This is a genomic window from Mesorhizobium sp., from assembly GCF_005063415.1.
Lineage (GTDB): Bacteria > Pseudomonadota > Alphaproteobacteria > Rhizobiales > Rhizobiaceae > Mesorhizobium.
The window spans coordinates 2,102-18,838 of sequence record NZ_SUEG01000044.1 but is presented as its reverse complement, the minus strand read 5'-3'; the positions used below and the strand labels follow the sequence as shown (position 1 = coordinate 18,838).

Below are 16,737 nucleotides of genomic sequence, written 5' to 3'. Positions count from 1 at the left end.
CGTCTCACGCCGGCTCAAGGTAGCTCTCCCAGGCATCGATCGATACGACAAGTGTCGGGTCGGCGCCCTCGCCCCAGATTTCGCCGCCGCTGAAGGCCACCGTATAGACCCATTGCGGGTTTTCGCCCTGGCCGTGCGCATTGGTGTCGGGAAAGACAAAGCCGTCGCGTACCGCCTCGACGACGCCTTGTTTGCCGCGAGCATAGCGTGGCAGCCTGGTGTGGCCGGTCGGATGAAAGTTCCTGGTTCGCACCAGGTCGCCCGCCTTGAACCGCGGCGGCGCGGCGACAGGCCGGTCGCAGCGCCCGCCCTTGGCCAGCAACGCCGGAACATCTTTAGCCTTCAGCACTCGTTTGGGTGTCGCCGTCGGGTCGACTGCGTCGCCCGCGGCCAGGTCGCGATCGCTGACGAAACCATGGCGTTTGAGCAGCACCTCCAGCGCCTTGATCCATATCTGGTAGTAGCTGGAGGCATAATAATCCGCTGGGTGCAGCGATTCCCGCGCGTGCCGACTCTCGTCGATGGTCCAGGCGCCCATGGCGCCGGCGCACAACGTCACGCCCAGCGCCCGCCTTTCCCAATCGGCATGGAAATAGGGTTCGTCCGATTCGGGCGCGACTGGCCCGAAACCCATCTGGCCGCCGAGATCCTGCGGCCCGTTCATGCCGGCTCCCGCGCCAACGCCGTGCCGATCATGGCATCGCGCGTCACCAGATCGGCGAGCCGTGCCTCATCCCAGCCCTCGGTGCCCCTAGGCTGCATCGGCACCACGAGATAGCGCAGCTCGGCGGTCGAATCCCACACCCGGATTGTCGTCGTCGCCGGCAAGGTCAGGCCGAATTCCTCGAGCACGCCGCGCGGATCGATCACTGCGCGCGAACGGTAAGGCGGCGCCTTGTACCAGACCGGCGGCAGGCCGAGCACCGACCATGGATAGCAGGAGCATAGCGTGCAGACGACGAGGTTGTGCGTGTCGGCCGTATTGAAGACCGCCTGCATGTGCTCGCCTTGCCGGCCGGTATAGCCGAGCGATTCGATGGCCGCCGTCGCATCACGCTTCAGCCATGCGGCAAACCCGGGATCAACCCAAGCCTTCGCCACCACCTTTGCGCCGTTGCGCGGCCCGATCTTGGTCTCGTAGGTGTCGACGATGACGTCGATCGCCGCCGGATCGATCAGACCTTTGCTGGTGAGAATCGTCTCCAGTGCGCGCACACGCGCCGCAAAAGGATCAAGCTCGTTGTCGTGGTCGTGATTGTGCGGCATGGCATCAAATTACGATCGCGGACCTCCGGCCGCAAGCACCACGGCTTGGACCAGCGCTATTCGGCTGCCGCCCTCTGCGGCACCGGTTCTTCCTCCTCGTCGAACAGTGACGGCTGGTCGACCGCCTCGACCGGGCTCGGCTCGCCCCGGCGCCCCGCCCATACGCTGACGAGCCAGCCGGAAAAATGCTCCATGTAGACGTAGATGACGGGCGTGACGAACAGCGTCAGTGCCTGCGAGGCGACAAGGCCGCCGACCACCGCCACGCCAAGAGGCTGGCGCAGTTCCGCACTGGCACCGGTGCCGAGCGCGATCGGGATGGTGCCCATCAGCGCGGCAAGCGTGGTCATCATGATCGGCCGGAAGCGCATCAGGCAGGCCTTGTGGATGGATTCGACGGGCGACATCCCGTCGCGCCTGAGCTCGAGCGCCACGTCGATCATCATGATGCCGTTCTTCTTGACGATGCCGATCAGCATCAGGATGCCGATCACAGCGATCACCGACAAATCCATCCCCGCCAGCCGCAGTGCCACCAGCGCACCGAGCACCGCCGACGGAAGCCCGGTCAGGATAGTGAGCGGATGGATGAAGCTCTCATAGAGCATGCCGAGAACGATATAGATTGTGAGGATCGCGCCACCGATCAGCAGTCCCTGGTTGGAAAGCGAATCCTGGAAAGTCCTCGCCGTGCCCGAGAAAGTGGTCGAGATCGTCGGCGGCATGCCGATTTTTTCCTTCAGCGCATTGATGTGGCTCACGCTGTCGCCGAGGGCCACGCCCTGCGGCAGATTGTAGGAGATGGTCACTGCCGGGAGCTGGCCGAGCTGGTTGACGGTCAAAGCACCGGCGGTCCGATCGACGCGGGCGAAGGCGCCAAGCGGTACCATCCTGCCGCTGACCGTCCTTACCTTGATCGCCAGCATCCGTTCGGGCGACCACTCGATCTTCGGGTCGAGCTCCATGACCACTTTATAGCTGTCGGCCGAACCGAAGATGGTCGACACCTGCTGGGTGCCGAAACCGCCATAGAGGCTGGAGCGCAACGTGTCGGTATCGACGCCAAGCGTCGCTGCCTTGTCGCGGTCGATCACCAGCGTCGCCTGCAACGCGTTGTTCTGCAGATCATTCGTGACATCGGTGAAGGCGCCATGATCGGCAGCCATCGCGTCCGTCAACTTTTGCGCCCAGACGTTCGTCAGGCCGGTATCGAGGCCCTGCACGGCAAGCTGGTAGGCACTCGCCGAAGAGCGCGCGCCGAGCCGCAGGTTCTGCACCGGTTGCATGTAGGTTTCGATGCCGGACACATTGGCAAGCTGGCGCCGCAGATCCGAAAGTACCTTGTCGATGTTCGGTCGCTGGTCTTTGTCTTTCAGCTGTACAAACAGCTGGCCTTGGTTGAGCGCATTGTTTCCACTGCCCGCCGACCAGCCGACATGCGCGACATAGGGCGAATGGGAGAAGACATCAGCCACTTGCCCCTGCAACTTGACCATGGCGTCGAAGGAGATGTCCTGGCGCGCGATGGTCGTCACCGAGACCTGGCCGATATCCTCCTGCGGGAAGAAGCCCTTCGGCGAGATCTGGATCAGCCAGACCGACAGCCCGGCGGTCACGAGGAAGACAAGGAAAACCAGGAAATTGTGGCGCAGGCAGAATGTCAGCAGCCAGTCATAGCCCCGCATGAAAACGTTTTGCCTATGGTCCTCGCCATGCGCCGCCTTCTGCTCGGCTTTCGATAACGACAACAGCCGCGAGCACAGCATCGGCGTCAACGTCAGCGAGACGAACATCGACGCCAGGATGGCGACCGTCACCACCACCGCGAATTCGTTGAAGATGCGCCCTATCACGCCGCCCATCAAAAGCACCGGAATGAACACGGCGACCAGCGAGATCGAGATCGAGATGATGGTGAAGCCGATCTCGCGTGCGCCCTTGAGCGACGCCTCGAGGGCCGAGAGCCCGTCCTCCTCCATATGGCGGAAAATATTTTCCAGCATGACGATGGCATCGTCGACGACAAGGCCGACCGCCAGCGTCAGCCCCATCAATGAGACGTTGTCGATGGAAAACCCGAGCAGGTACATCACGCCCAGCGTGGCGATGAGCGAAATCGGTACCGCCACTGCCGGGATGACCGTCGCCGTCACCCGGCGCAGGAACAGGAAGATCACCATCACCACGAGCGCGATGGTGAGCAGCAGCGTGAACTGCACGTCGTCCACCGCCTCGCGGATCGACGTCGAGCGGTCGTTGAGCAACTGGATGCTCGCCGTCGCCGGCATCTGACCCTCGAAGGAAGGCAGCATCGCCTTGACGCGGTCGACGACATCGACGGTGTTGGCATCCGGCTGACGCTGCACCGCCATGATGATGGCGCGGGTGCCGTCATACCAGCTTGCCGTCGTCGTGGTCTCGACCGAATCGATGACGCGGGTCACCTGGCCGAGCCGCACCGGATGGCCGTTCTTGGTGGCGATGATGATGTTGGAGAATCCCGCCGCGTTGGTCAGCTGGGTGTTCGCGGTGATCGTCAGCTGCTGTTTGTTGTTCTTGAGCACGCCGAGCGGCGTGTTGCTGTTGGCCGAGGCAATGGCCGTCTGCAGCTGGTCGATCGAGATGCCGCGAGCGGCGAGCGCCGTCGGATCGATCTGGACGCGCACGGCATATTTCTGCTGGCCGTAGATCGAAACCTGCGCAACGCCGTCGATCGTCGACAGCGATGGCGAAATCACATTCTCGGCAAACGCATTGAGATCGGTCAGCGGAATGGTGTCACTGACAAGCGACATCAGCAGGATCGGCGCGTCGGCTGGATTGACCTTGCGGTAGCTCGGCGGGCTGGTCATCTCCAGCGGCAATTGTCGCTGCGTGCGTGCGATCGCCGCCTGCACGTCAGCGGCGGCTGCATCGATGTCGCGGTTGAGCACGAACTGAATGGCGATCGAGGTCGAGCCGAGCGAGTTGGTCGTCGAGATTGAATCGATGCCTGCGATGGTGGAAAACTGCTTGATCAGAGGCGTTGCTACCGAGGTCGCCATGGTTTCCGGCGAGGCTCCAGGCAGCGAGGCCGAGACGTTGACAACCGGAAATTCCGCGCTTGGCAGCGCCGCGACCGGCAGGAATTTGTAAGCAAATAGCCCGCCTAGAACTAGGGCGAACGACATGAGCAGCGTGGCGACGGGCCTGCGGATGCAGAATTCGGAAATCATGGCTGTGTTCCGCCCCTCCGGTCAGCCTCGGCAACCTTCGGAGCCGCCTGATCGCCGGTGCCGGTTGAAGCCTTGCCTTCGCGCACCGCCGCGCCGTTTTTCAGCTTGGTCTGGCCCTCGACGACGACACGCTCGCCGCTTTTCAAACCCTGACTAATCGCGGTGTTGGCACCTTCTGTCAGCGCGACCTGCACTGGCCGCATTTCCACTGTGTTGTCCGGCTTGATCACATAGACGAACGGGCCCTTCTGGCTGGGCTGGACGGCGACTGTCGGAACGGACGTGATTTGTGGCATGATGCCGGCATCGAGCACGACATTGACATATTGGCCCGGCCACAGCGAAAGATCGGCGTTGGGCATGCTGGCTCGCGTTGCGATCGTGCCGGACGCCGTGTCTACGCTGGAATCGACGAAATCCAGCGTTCCCTTGCCGATCGGCTTCGGGTCGCCATCCTTGGTCAGCGTTACCGCACCTTGCTGCGGCGCTGCCAGCGCCTTGTGCAGCAAGGCAAGATCGCTTTCGGGGAGATTGAAGTTCACCTGCAGCGGGTCGACCTGCGTGATCGTCACCAGCGGGGTCGACGTGCTGCTGCCGTTGCTGGTGGTGACGAGATCGCCGACGGCGACGCTGATCGCGCCAAGCCTGCCGGAGATCGGCGCCCTGATCGTGGCGAAGCCAAGCTGGATTTGGTCCGCATCGATCGTTGCCTTGTCGGCGTCGACGGTGGCCGCGGCGGATTTCTGCGCCGCGACAGCCTGATCGTAGGTCTGCTGTGTCCCGGCCTGCCTGGCGACGAGATTTTTGGCGCGCTGAAGATCGGCCGTTGCGCTGGCAAGCAGCGCCTGGTCTTTCGCGAGCGTCGCCTGATCGCGTGCCAGTTGCGCCTTCAACGAGCGATCGTCCAGCGAGAACAGAAGGTCTCCGGCCTTCACCATCTGTCCGTCCTTGACCGCGATTGCAACGATCTGGCTCGAGACCCGTGCGTTGATGCTGACCACGGCAGGAGAGGACACGAAGCCGATGGCATAGCGCCGGACCGGGAAATCGGCCGTCGAAGCGGTGGCGGCAACCACCGAAGTCGAACGCGCGGCATTTGCCGCTGCAGCGGGTTTGTCCGCGGCCGCCGTCGTCTGCTTCGCCGACAGAATCTGCTGAAGACCGCTCATTGCGCTGGGCGAAAGATAGAGCCACGCCGCGGCAACGCAGGCTGCAGCGATCACCGCAAACACGATCTTTCCGCGCATCGACAAAAGGCCTCTCGATCCGACACGCCGCTATCCGGTGGCCGTAGTCTAGCTCAACTCGCAGCCTCTTGCCGCGCTTTTGCCAGATAATAGAGGATGCCGAAGGCGAAAAAGGGCCAAAACCCGTCATTACGAAGATTTAATGTGCAGTGCACAATAAAACGGCAGCTAACGCAGCATCGGCCACAACGTCGCCGCAAGCATCACGCCCATGGCGATGTTGAACCATTTGAGCCGCACCGCATCCGCCAGAAAACCGCGCAGCGCCATGCCGAAACCGGCCCAGGTCGAAATGCTCGGCAGCATGACGACGGCGAAAGCGGCCGCGATCAGCACCACGGACACAAAAGGGCGTTCCGGGTTCGTATAGATGGCCATGGCTGTAATCGCCATCACCCAGGCCTTGGGATTGACCCACTGGAAAGCCGCAGCCTCGATGAAGCGCATCGGCTGGCCCTTCGCCTCGCCTTCGCCGCCGAGCGAGCGCGACATGGCGATCTTCCAGGCGAGATAAAGCAGGTAGAGGCCGCCGGCGATCTTCAACCCGGTGTGCAGCACCGGAAAGGCCGTCAACACGGCGCCAAGCCCGAAGCCTACCGCAAGCAACAGCACGAGGAAGCCGAAGCCGATGCCGAGCATGTGCGGCACGGTCTTGACCAAGCCGAAATTCACGCCCGAGGCCAGAAGCATGAAGTTGTTCGGGCCCGGCGTGATCGAGGTCACGAAGGCATAGACCAGCAAGGCGAAGAATGCGTCGAATGTCATGGTGTTCCCCCAATCAGTGCGATCGGTGGCAAAGCGACAAGATAGAGCCAAGTTGGATGATCACATCCCTTGCGGGCCGCGGTTCATCGCCGCCACTCCGGTACGGCAGATTTCAACTAGCCCGAGCGGTTTCATGATGGCGATGAACTGATCGAGCTTGGAGCCCTTGCCGGTGATCTCGAAGATGAAATGCTCGGTGTTGGCATCGATGACGCTGGCGCGGAATGCATCGGCGAGCCGGAGCGCCTCGACGCGGGCTTCGCCGGTGCCGGCGACCTTGACCAGCGCGAGTTCCCGCTCCAATGGCCGCTCCTGTCCGAATTCCTGCGACCGCACGGTGAGATCGACGACGCGGTGCACCGGCACGATGCGCTCGAGCTGGTGCTTGATCTGCTCCAGCACGTGCGGGGTGCCGCGCGTCACGATCGTGATGCGCGACAGGTGCTTTTCGTGCTCGGTTTCCGAGACCGTCAGGCTCTCGATGTTGTAGCCGCGTCCGGAAAACAGGCCGATGACCCGGGCAAGCACGCCCGGCTCGTTGTCGACCAGGACCGAAAGGGTGTGGTTCTCTGGTTTTTCCGTCTCCTTGGCGATGAAATAGGCGGAGCCGGTCGGTTGCAACTGTGCGTTCATGACATGAATCTCGGTTTCAAACTTTTGCGCTAATCTGCTGTTTTCGCACAGCTTCCTTGAACCAGGCTACACCAGTTCCCTGCCCTTGGCGTCGATAGCGTTGGCCACAGCTTCGTCCGTCGCCTCGTCCGGCAACAGCATCTCGTTATGCGCCTTGCCCGACGGGATCATCGGGAAGCAGTTGGCGAGCGTCGCCACGCGGCAGTCGAACAGGACGGGCTTCTTGACCGCGATCATCTCCTTGATGGCGTCATCGAGCTCGTCCGGCTTGTCGCAGCGAATGCCGTGGCCGCCATAGGCTTCGGCGAGCTTGACGAAATCCGGCATCGCCTCGGTGTAGGAATGCGACAACCGGTTGCCGTGCAGCAGCTGCTGCCATTGCCGCACCATGCCCATATACTGGTTGTTGAGGATGAAGATCTTGATCGGCGCCTCGTGCTGCACCGCCGCGCTCATCTCCTGCATCGTCATCTGCACCGAGGCGTCGCCGGCGATATCGATGACCAGCGCATCCGGGTGCGCGATTTGCACGCCGAGTGCCGCCGGCAGGCCGTAGCCCATCGTGCCCAGCCCACCGGAGGTCATCCAGCGGTTCGGCTTCTCGAAGTGGTAGTGCTGCGCCGCCCACATCTGATGCTGGCCGACCTCGGTGGTGATGTAGGTGTCGAGGTCCTTGGTCAGCGCATAGAGCCGCTGGACGGCGTATTGCGGCATGATCACCTCGTGGTTCATCTTGTAGGCGAGCGAATCGCGGGCGCGCCATTTGGCAATCTGCTCCCACCACGGGTGAAGCGTTTTCTTGTCGGCCTTGGCGGTTGCCCGCCACAGCCGCACCAGATCTTCCAGGACGCGACCGACATCGCCGATGATCGGCACGTCGGTGTGGACGTTCTTGTTGATCGACGATGGGTCGATGTCGATGTGGATCTTCTTCGAATTCGGCGAAAACGCCGTCAGCCGCCCGGTGATGCGGTCGTCGAAGCGCGCGCCGATGCAGAGCATGACGTCGCAATCGTGCATCGCCATGTTCGCTTCATAGGTGCCGTGCATGCCGAGCATGCCCATCCAGTTCTTGCCCGACGCGGGATAGGCACCGAGGCCCATCAGCGTCGAGGTGATGGGAAAGCCGGTGAGGTCGACCAGCTCGCGCAGCAGATGGCTCGCCTCCGGGCCGGAATTGATGACGCCGCCGCCCGAATAGATGATCGGCTTCCTGGCGCCGGCCATCAGCTCGACCGCCGCCTTGATCTTTTCCAGATCGCCCTGGACCTTCGGTTGGTAGCTGGTGCGCGGCGCCGTCTGCGGCGGGACATAGATGCCCTTGGCGAACTGAACGTCCTTCGGAATGTCGACGACGACCGGACCGGGGCGCCCTGTGGTTGCCACATGGAAGGCCTCGTGGATCGTTGCCGCGAGCTCGTTGACGTCCTTCACCAGCCAGTTGTGCTTGGTGCAGGGCCGCGTGATGCCGACCGTGTCGCATTCCTGGAACGCATCCGAGCCGATCAGTGAAGTGGGCACCTGGCCGGTCAGGCAGACCAGCGGGATCGAATCCATCAGCGCGTCCTGCAATGGCGTCACCGCATTGGTGGCGCCCGGCCCTGAGGTCACCAGCATGACGCCGGCCTTGCCGGTCGAGCGCGCATAGCCTTCCGCCGCATGGCCCGCGCCCTGCTCATGGCGGACGAGGATGTGCTCGACCTCGTCCTGCTGGAAAATTTCATCGTAGATTGGCAGAACCGCGCCGCCCGGATAGCCGAAAACATGCTTGACGCCGTTGTCCTTCAGCGCCTGCACCACCATTTCGGCGCCAGTCATTTCGGTTCTTGGCATTTCGCGCCGCTCATTCTGTCCACTGCTCATCGGTCTGGTCCCGTACTGTTCGCCATCGGGCGATTGCTGGTCGTTTAGTCGTGTTTCGGGCAATAAAAAAGGCCCCCGAGGGAGCCTGTGTCTTGCGCATGGGAGGTCATCGCCCGGCGGTTACACCGCCTTGCCCACGCGCTTTCCTACGAGAATGAGTGCCTTTTTCATGGTGGCGGACAATAGAATTGGTTTGACGCCGCTGTCAACGGCGAATGTGCACTTGGCCTGACGTCGGCACATCCGCCCATTGTGCACCCGCGCGGCCTTTCCGCCGCGCGGGTCTTCCGTTTCAGGCGCAGAGCACCACACCCCTCGCCTTGGCCCAGCGCTCGATTATCTTGCGCTCCTCGAGCGAAGCGAGACGGTTGCCGAAACCGCGCACCTGCACCGCACGGTTTTGCGGATCGAGTTCGATCGTCAGCAACCGCTCGATCTTGCCGAGCGCCGAGCGCCGCAGCACCCAGATCGAGGCACTGCCGGCGATGCATTTGGCTGCATATATCGAGACGCAATGATGCATCGCCCGACTCTCGGCGACCAGATCCTCGGCCGTCTTCAACTGACGGACGGAGAAACGCTCGCCATGCGCCTTTGCCTCCTTGGTCGACGGCTGCCAGTCCCAGTCGTCGAGGCGCGAGCCGTGCCAGGCGCGACCCTGCGACTGCGTCCCGGCAGTACGCGTGGCCCGCCCGGCAGCGCGGCGGCGCATTGCCTCGATGCGTTCGATCGCGGCAATGTCGCGATGCCAGTCCAACATCTGCCGACGCAGCGAGGCGAGCGTGCGACCCTTCAGGCTGTACCCTGCATCGCGCTGGTGCACGGCGCCGATATAGTCGCATAGATCGTCGATCTCCTCCTTCGACGCGGGTTGCCCGCAGAAGAACCGTGTCACCTCGCGCCAGAAGGCCAGATCGTTACGTGGCGTGCGCGCGATTTTCGACTTGGCAAGTCGGGCCGCCAACCCGGAATCATCCGTGTAGGACCGGGCGATCGCCACCCAAAATGCCTCGTCGAACGTGAAATCGCCGGGCAAGTTCAAGAAGCAATGCACCTCCTTGCGGGACAGCCACGCACAGGCGCCCGCCTTGTAGAGCGAGTCCCCACGCGCCACTGCGATATACCAAGCCTTGCGAAGCGCAATCTCGCCGGCACTCAACCCCGAGCTGTCCAGCCAGATACCCTCGAGCGCGGCTGTAACCGGGTAGCGCGCATAGAGATGGCGCGCCGCGGCCAGCCGCAACCGCGCGGGGTCGCGCGTCTTCAGCTTTGGACGCCACAGCGCGCCGTCGCGGATCGCCATACCGGCAAAGCCCCGACGTGCCTCGTCGAGCGCCCGCTCGAAATCCGGAGCGGGACGCGGGACGGGAAAAACCCGCCGCAGCGTTACGGCATATGCTTCAATGCGTTCGCGCTCGGCATCCTGCCTGCGCTGGATCATGGACTTTGCCATGGCCGCTCTTCCTGATTGGAACCCTATCAGCCGCACGCAATTCCAGCGTCGGCACGGAATGTGTCGATCTGGATCGCCGGGTCATTGACAGGTCTCCTTTCAGGACGACGGATCAGAATGGGCGGCTTCTCTAAGCTCGCCGCCAATTTGACGCAAGAGCTATTGTTTCCACGCCCGCGATGGTCCGACGGGTGTTGCAAAGGTGCATCGTTGTCGCCATCACGGTGTCCGGCCGATGCGTTTCCAATAGATGAGGGTGGCTGTGAGCCCGCCATGCGGCTTCAGCGCAAAATCCGGTATTTCGCCGGCCAGGCGGGTTGCTATGCCCTTGCCGCGGTAATCGAGGCGGGTCATCAGCTTGGCGATCTCGGCCCGGTGCGGCTGGTTGGGAGGGCAGTCGAGCAGCAAGGTGACTGTGCCGACCAGCGCCTCGCCGTTCCAGGCTCCAAGCACCGCCCTTTCGCCTCTGGCGGCCGCTTGAAGCGACTTGTTCCAGAAGGCCGCGGCCATCTCTGGCGCCAGCGGATGCATGAAGCTGACCGAGCCGCCGGCAGCGACTGTACCGATCAGCAGATCCGCCAGCATTTTTTGCGTTCCGTCAGTACCGGTGAGTGGCCTGATTTCGATCGAACTCATGTGGTTCCCCTGCGCCGTCCGTCAGTCGAAATGACTGGTCCGCTTCCGCTTCCTGGCCCGGCGGATTTCCGCGATGCGATCGGCGTCTTCCTCTTGCAGATGTCGCCCGCGTTCCAGCAGTTCGAGCGTGTATTCCTCATAGGTCAGGCCCAGCCGCTCGGCCTTGTCCAGCCGCATCAGCATGATCTCGCGGCTCGGCACTTTCCATGCCTGGGCATGGGCGGTCCGCCAGGCAAGAAAGACATAGGGATCGCCCTTGCCCCAGGGCGGACCGTCATAGTCGTCGAGCGGCGGACCGCCATTGTCGGAGCGTTTCGGGCGGCGCGCCTTCACCTCAGCTCCTGGCCAACGCAACCAGATAGTCGGCGGCGCCCGGGCCCGGAGCGTGAAAGACGCAATCGGATGGAGCGCCGAGCGCCAGGCAGTCGCCGGGTTCGAGCCTGTGAACGATGTCGCCCTCAGTGAATTCCAGCCGCCCGGAGATCATCCAGATCTGTTGCCTGATGAAAGCATAGGACGCCGCCGGGAAACTTACCTTGGCGCCCGCCGGCAGTTGGACTCGGATCAGTTCGAGCGGCATGTCCGAAACCGGCGAAAGGTGCCGCCGCACATAACCGGTAGCCGGATCGCTCCAGACCGGCTGGTCACGTTCGCGAAGCAGGCCACCGCCTTGCAATTCCGCCCTTGCTATCAAAGTGGAGAGCGTCATGCCGAAGGCGGCCGCAATGCGCACGAGGAGTGCCGCCGTCGGGCTCGTCATGCCGCGCTCTATCGTGCTCAGCATGGCTTTCGAGACATCGGACCGCTCGGCCAATTCAGCCAGGGACCAGCTGCGAACCACCCTTTCGGCATGTATTCTTCTGCCGATGGTCGAGGATATATCGTTCGCTATATCATCCATTAATCCGATATATCGAAAATTTTTCTACGAAGCAACGACCGTTTCGTCCACTTTTCGCAAACTCCTTAATGTCCGCTAAACCATCCCGCCTCATCCCACCTTAACCCCGTTCGCCTAGGCTCATCGCTTGGGAAAAGGGGACCGGCCTATCCATGCTCGTTGAACGCGAAGCCTCCATTGGAGAACCGACTTTGCTGGAGCGCCGCAGGGCGGAGCAGAACGACAAGCGGATTCTGGGCAATGTCGTGCAATGCGACGGGGCGCGCGCCACCATCAGCGCCTATGCCGACGATATCGAAGGCACGGTCACCGGCCTGTGGAGCGTTGGAAAGATGATCTCGATCAATCTCGGCACATCACGAACCGTCGGCCTGGTCTACGAAATCGGCAAGTCGGATCGCGCCTGGAGCAGCGAGGGCCAGAATCCTATCGAGGTCAGCATCGAATTGATCGGCGAGGTGCGCGACGGTGCCGAACCCGGCGCGAAGCCAGTCTTCGACCGTGGCATCACGACCTATCCGCATATCGGCGCCATTGCCCATCGTATCCGCAGCCGCGACCTGCAGGCCGTCTACGATCTCGCCGGGCGTCATTCGATCACCATCGGCACGCTGTCGCAGGACGAGGCCATCGACGCCAATATCGCCATCGACGATACGCTGGCGCGCCATTTCGCCATTGTCGGCACCACCGGGGTCGGCAAATCGACCGCCGTGTCGCTGCTCTTGCGCAAGTCGATCGCCGCCCGGCCCGACCTGCGCGTGCTCATCCTCGATCCACACAACGAGTTCGCCGCGTCGTTGCCGGAATATTGCGTCAGGGTCGATTCGACGTCGCTCGACCTGCCCTTCTGGATGTTCAAGCTCGAGGAATTTGCCGAGGTGCTGTTTCGCGGCCGCGAGACGGTCCCGGAAGAGGTCGACGCTTTGCGCGATCTCATTCCCGCGGCAAAGAACCTCTACCGCAATCCGAACTCCGGCAACTATCTACGGCGCAGCACCGACGCGCTGACCGCTGACGCGCCGGTGCCCTATCGCATTGCCGACCTCATCAAGCTGGTCGACGAACGCATGGGATTGCTGGAAAGCAAGAACGATCGCCCGACCCTCAGGTCACTGAAGACACGTATCGAATTGGCGGCATCCGATCCGCGCTACCGTTTCATGTTCAACTCGCGCCTGATCGAGGACACCATCCACGAGACGATCGGCAACATCTTCCGCGTGCCGCATCACGGCCGCCCGGTGACCTGCTTCGAAATGGCCGGCATGCCGTCCGAGGTGGTCAATTCTGTATGCTCGGTGCTGGCGCGGCTGGCCTTTGACCTGGCGTTGTGGAGCGAAGGCCGCCTGCGGCTGCTCTTCCTGTGCGAGGAAGCGCATCGCTACATGCCGGCCGATCCGCGCCTCGGTTTCGCGCCGACGCGGCACGCGCTGTCGCGCATCGCGAAGGAAGGCCGTAAATATGGCTGCTATCTCGGTGTCGTCACCCAGCGCCCGGGCGAGCTCGACCCGACCATCCTGTCGCAGTGCTCGACGTTCTTTGCCATGCGGCTCGCCAACGAGCAGGACCAGGCGATCATCCGGTCGGCGATCGCCGATTCCTCGGCTTCGACGCTGGCGTTCCTGTCTTCCATGGGCCAGCGCGAGGCCATCGCCTTCGGGGAAGGCGTGGCGACGACGATGCGGATGAAGTTCGAAAAGCTCTCCGAGGATTTGATCCCCGGCACGGCCAAGCGCGAGGACGCCTTGCCGTCCGAAACCGGCGACGAGGTCGACCTCGTGGCGATCGTCGAACGGCTGCGCAACGTGCCGAAATCACAGCAGGCAATGCCTTTCGCGGAAGTCGTCGATCCGGGCCGGCAGGCGGGCGATTCGGACTATCGCAAACCGCCGGCCGCACGCACCCAGCGGAACGACGATTTCGACTTACGCTACGGCCTCAAGCCGGCGACCTTCGGGCTACGCCCGCAAAACGAATGAGTCGGGCGACTTTCAGGCAGACCTCATCGGTGCGGCCGCAGATATCAAAGCTGAGCTTCGATGGCTGCCCTGTCTATAACTGACCACACCTGGCGAATTTTCTCTCTCTGAAACTCATAGAATACGTTCTCGGCAAACGAAATTCTCTTCCCGCCTACATCGAGCCCCAGGAACGTTCCCCTCGGCGCGCAGTCGAAGCTTAGCCGGCTCGCTATATAAGGCGGATCGGCAACCAATAGCTGAATGTCGAAGTAAAGGTCCGGAATTTCGTCGAAGTCTCTCACCAACATTTCGAGATAGCCGGACAATCCGAGCTTGCGACCGTTGTGGGTCACTTCATCATGAACAAACCGCCCCAGATTTGGCCAATCCTGCTTGTTCAGGCATGCAATATAGCCCCGGTAAAGATCGGAGAGATCGGATTTAGTCACGGAACACCTCTATTCCCGGCAAGCCCCGCAAAGGCAGCATCTCAGCTTGACTGGGTGACATCGGTCTGCGTGCACCGGAAACGCAGAAAACGATACCAGACGGCCAGCTTCGAATTCAATGACGTGATTTCAGGCGCAGACGCGGTTGCGCCCTTGCCTCTTTGCCTCATAGAGCTGGCGGTCAGCGCGGCGATAGAACTCCTCAGCGGTTTCCTTGCGATCCCAGACGGCAAGTCCGACGCTGGTGGTGATTTTCAGTCGGACATTGCCTGTCAGCACCGACATGTTGGCGATCGCCTTGCGGATGCGCTCGGCGAATTTGGATAGCAGCTCGGCGTCCATATTGGGCGTGACCACCGCGAACTCCTCGCCGCCCAGGCGCGCCACCACGTCGTGATAGCGTGTCATGTCCTTGAGACAGTTGGCGACGGCCCGCAACACCTCGTCGCCGACATCGTGGCCGTGGCTGTCGTTGACCTGCTTGAAATGGTCGAGGTCGAGGATCATCAGCCCGACTGGTTTCTCGATGCGGCGAAACTCTTCGAGATATTCCTTCAGCGCATCGTCGAAATAACGCCGGTTCTGCATGCCGGTGAGGCTGTCGGTGAGCGCCGCATGCTCCAGCGTCTCCGAGCGCGCGCTGAGCGAAACAGTCATGGCGCGCAGCTTGCCTTCTTCCGTCGCCTGCTTTCGGATCAGCGGATAAATGAAGAAAATGCCGAAGAACAGCGCGGTCGCCAGCAGCACGCCGGTCGCAAACAGCAGCTTGTTGAGATAGACGATTTCATCGAGTTCCGAAGGCGTATTGCTAATGTCGGCCGCCAGGGTTTGCAGGAGCCCATAGGCGTAAAGCGTCACCAGGCCGGCGGCCAGGATCACAAAAATAAAGACGAAAAAGGCTGATTCCGCCTTGTGGAAACGCATCTGCTCCCCGTTCGAAAGTTCCCATCGATTTTATGGCATGCGGGAGCTTACGGACAGTTAACCTGGACAACTTCAACGCGAAATGTCCCCTCGGTGTCGACTTTTCAGGTTGCGCTCGAAGGAGGGGGTGAGAGCATCGAGTCGATCCCCTCACCAGGACGCAATCTCTGCCATTCCGGGCCCAATTGGTGCCTGAACCAGGTCGCCTGCCGTTTGGCATATTGCCGCGTCGCGATTTTCGCGCGCTCGATGGCCTCGGGAAAACTGATGGCGCCGGCCAACGCGGCCTGAAGCTCGCGAACACCGATTGCTTTCATCGCCGGCAGGTCGAGATCGAGGCCGAGCGCTGAAAGCTGTTTCACCTCGTCCAGTGCCCCCTTGTCCAGCATGCGGTCGAAGCGGGCATCGATCCGCTCCACCAGCGCCGCTCGCTCCGGCTCGATGACGAAAAAGCGCGCGCTGCTCCTGTCGATCAACGGCTGGCCACGCGCGGCCTGCCAGTCCAGGATGGAACGGCCCGACGCGTCGAGCACCTCCAGCGCCCGCACGATGCGCTGGCCATCCGTCGGCCTCAGCATCATGCCGGCCGCAGAATCCTCGCGCAACAGGATGCGGTGCAATCTCACTGCGCCCTGTTCCTGGAGCTCGTAGCGCCAGCGATCACGGATCGATTGCGGAATGTCGGGCATCTCCGAGATACCTTCCGTGAGCGCCCGGAAATAAAGCCCGGTGCCGCCGACGAAAATCACTTGCCGCCCCGAGAGCGTGCCGTCGTCGATCAGCTTCGTGACATCACGCAACCAGGCGCCGGTGGAATAGGCGGTGGACGGATCGACGTGTCCATAAAGGAAGTGGGGGACGCGGGCGAGTTCGGCAGAACCAGGCCGTGCCGTCAGCACGTCGAGCACCGAATAGCCTTGCATTGAATCGGTGTTGACGATGACACCGCCATTGCGCTCGGCGAGGTCGAGTGCGAGCGCCGACTTGCCGCTGGCGGTCGGCCCGGCTATCAGGATCGCGTTCTTCACGCGGCCTTCGCCCGCCTGTCCGCTGGAATTTTCGATGCCGCTGATCGCCACGCTTCTATCCCATCCCGCCGGCCGCGCATTGACGTCGACGCTAGCGAATATGGCCTCGCGGTCCGTCGGCGCAAGCGCTGTTCGCTGGCTGGCCGAAGGCATCGCCTGCGAACTCGACTTGCCGGAGACCGTCGACGCTTCCGAAATAACGGCGCGCCTGCAGGCCGCGCTTGCTTCCGAACCGATCGACGTGGCCGTCCAGCCGGCTGAGAACAGGCGCAAGAGGATCCTGATCGCCGACATGGATTCGACGATGATCGACCAGGAATGCATCGACGAGCTTGCCGACGAGATCGGCGTCAAGGATCGCGTCGCCGCCATCACGGCACGATCGATGAACGG

15 protein-coding genes and 1 pseudogene are annotated in these 16,737 nt (G+C 62.4%); 2 read left to right on the top strand and 14 right to left on the bottom strand.

Translation table 11 applies throughout. From position 1 onward, the window contains the following. Positions 1-4 precede the first annotated feature (4 nt). From nthB to E5W70_RS14150, 11 genes are all read right to left on the bottom strand, one after another. Positions 5-664 (bottom strand): nitrile hydratase subunit beta, encoded by a 660-nt coding sequence (nthB, locus tag E5W70_RS14200; protein WP_292659052.1) that lies wholly within the window; start codon positions 662-664, stop codon positions 5-7. Further along, positions 661-1,266: a nitrile hydratase subunit alpha gene (nthA, locus tag E5W70_RS14195; RefSeq protein ID WP_292659049.1), complete on the bottom strand. Its 606-nt coding sequence runs from the start codon at positions 1,264-1,266 to the stop codon at positions 661-663. The genes nthB and nthA overlap by 4 nt, the downstream gene beginning before the upstream one ends. A 56-nt stretch (positions 1,267-1,322) precedes the next feature. Next, a complete protein-coding gene (locus E5W70_RS14190; protein WP_292659046.1) occupies positions 1,323-4,481 on the bottom strand; it encodes an efflux RND transporter permease subunit in 3,159 nt (1,052 codons plus the stop codon). Then, positions 4,478-5,728 carry an efflux RND transporter periplasmic adaptor subunit gene (locus tag E5W70_RS14185; protein WP_292659044.1) on the bottom strand — a complete coding sequence of 417 codons (1,251 nt, stop codon included), beginning with the start codon at positions 5,726-5,728 and terminating at the stop codon, positions 4,478-4,480. Before E5W70_RS14185 ends, E5W70_RS14190 begins: the two co-directional genes overlap by 4 nt. A 168-nt stretch (positions 5,729-5,896) precedes the next feature. After that, positions 5,897-6,493: a LysE family translocator gene (locus tag E5W70_RS14180; protein WP_292659041.1), complete on the bottom strand. Its 597-nt coding sequence runs from the start codon at positions 6,491-6,493 to the stop codon at positions 5,897-5,899. Positions 6,494-6,553: 60 nt separating this feature from the next. Beyond that, positions 6,554-7,126 (bottom strand): acetolactate synthase small subunit, encoded by a 573-nt coding sequence (ilvN, locus tag E5W70_RS14175; RefSeq protein ID WP_023676680.1) that lies wholly within the window; start codon positions 7,124-7,126, stop codon positions 6,554-6,556. Positions 7,127-7,192: 66 nt separating this feature from the next. Next, a complete protein-coding gene (locus E5W70_RS14170) occupies positions 7,193-8,989 on the bottom strand; it encodes an acetolactate synthase 3 large subunit (RefSeq protein ID WP_292659037.1) in 1,797 nt (598 codons plus the stop codon). 292 nt (positions 8,990-9,281) lie between these two features. Continuing rightward, positions 9,282-10,442, bottom strand: coding sequence for a PcfJ domain-containing protein (locus E5W70_RS14165; RefSeq protein WP_292659035.1), 1,161 nt, complete (start codon positions 10,440-10,442; stop codon positions 9,282-9,284). 219 nt (positions 10,443-10,661) lie between these two features. Then, positions 10,662-11,078: a GNAT family N-acetyltransferase gene (locus E5W70_RS14160; RefSeq protein ID WP_292659032.1), complete on the bottom strand. Its 417-nt coding sequence runs from the start codon at positions 11,076-11,078 to the stop codon at positions 10,662-10,664. A gap of 21 nt (positions 11,079-11,099) precedes the next feature. Beyond that, positions 11,100-11,411, bottom strand: coding sequence for a hypothetical protein (locus tag E5W70_RS14155; RefSeq protein ID WP_292659029.1), 312 nt, complete (start codon positions 11,409-11,411; stop codon positions 11,100-11,102). Between the two features lies 1 nt (position 11,412). Continuing rightward, positions 11,413-11,979 carry an XRE family transcriptional regulator gene (locus E5W70_RS14150; protein ID WP_292659027.1) on the bottom strand — a complete coding sequence of 189 codons (567 nt, stop codon included), beginning with the start codon at positions 11,977-11,979 and terminating at the stop codon, positions 11,413-11,415. Positions 11,980-12,131: 152 nt separating this feature from the next. Between E5W70_RS14150 and E5W70_RS14145 the strand changes: the two genes are divergently transcribed. Further along, positions 12,132-13,961 (top strand): ATP-binding protein, encoded by a 1,830-nt coding sequence (locus E5W70_RS14145; RefSeq protein ID WP_292659024.1) that lies wholly within the window; start codon positions 12,132-12,134, stop codon positions 13,959-13,961. 44 nt (positions 13,962-14,005) lie between these two features. Here E5W70_RS14145 and E5W70_RS14140 read toward each other — a convergent pair whose 3' ends face one another. The 3 genes from E5W70_RS14140 to miaA form a co-directional block, all read right to left on the bottom strand. Beyond that, the gene (locus tag E5W70_RS14140; protein ID WP_292659022.1) at positions 14,006-14,392 is read right to left on the bottom strand and encodes an ester cyclase; all 387 of its coding nucleotides are present in this window, start codon (positions 14,390-14,392) and stop codon (positions 14,006-14,008) included. A 129-nt stretch (positions 14,393-14,521) separates the two neighbouring features. After that, complete coding sequence (locus E5W70_RS14135) at positions 14,522-15,316, bottom strand: GGDEF domain-containing protein (protein WP_023676688.1); 795 nt, start codon at positions 15,314-15,316, stop codon at positions 14,522-14,524. Positions 15,317-15,420: 104 nt separating this feature from the next. Continuing rightward, on the bottom strand, positions 15,421-16,389 hold the full coding sequence (gene miaA, locus E5W70_RS14130) for a tRNA (adenosine(37)-N6)-dimethylallyltransferase MiaA (RefSeq protein WP_292659115.1): 969 nt from the start codon (positions 16,387-16,389) through the stop codon (positions 15,421-15,423). Between miaA and E5W70_RS14125 the strand changes: the two are divergent. Continuing rightward, positions 16,379-16,737, top strand: a pseudogene (locus tag E5W70_RS14125) (phosphoserine phosphatase SerB); the annotation flags it as partial. The gene miaA and the pseudogene E5W70_RS14125 overlap by 11 nt on opposite strands.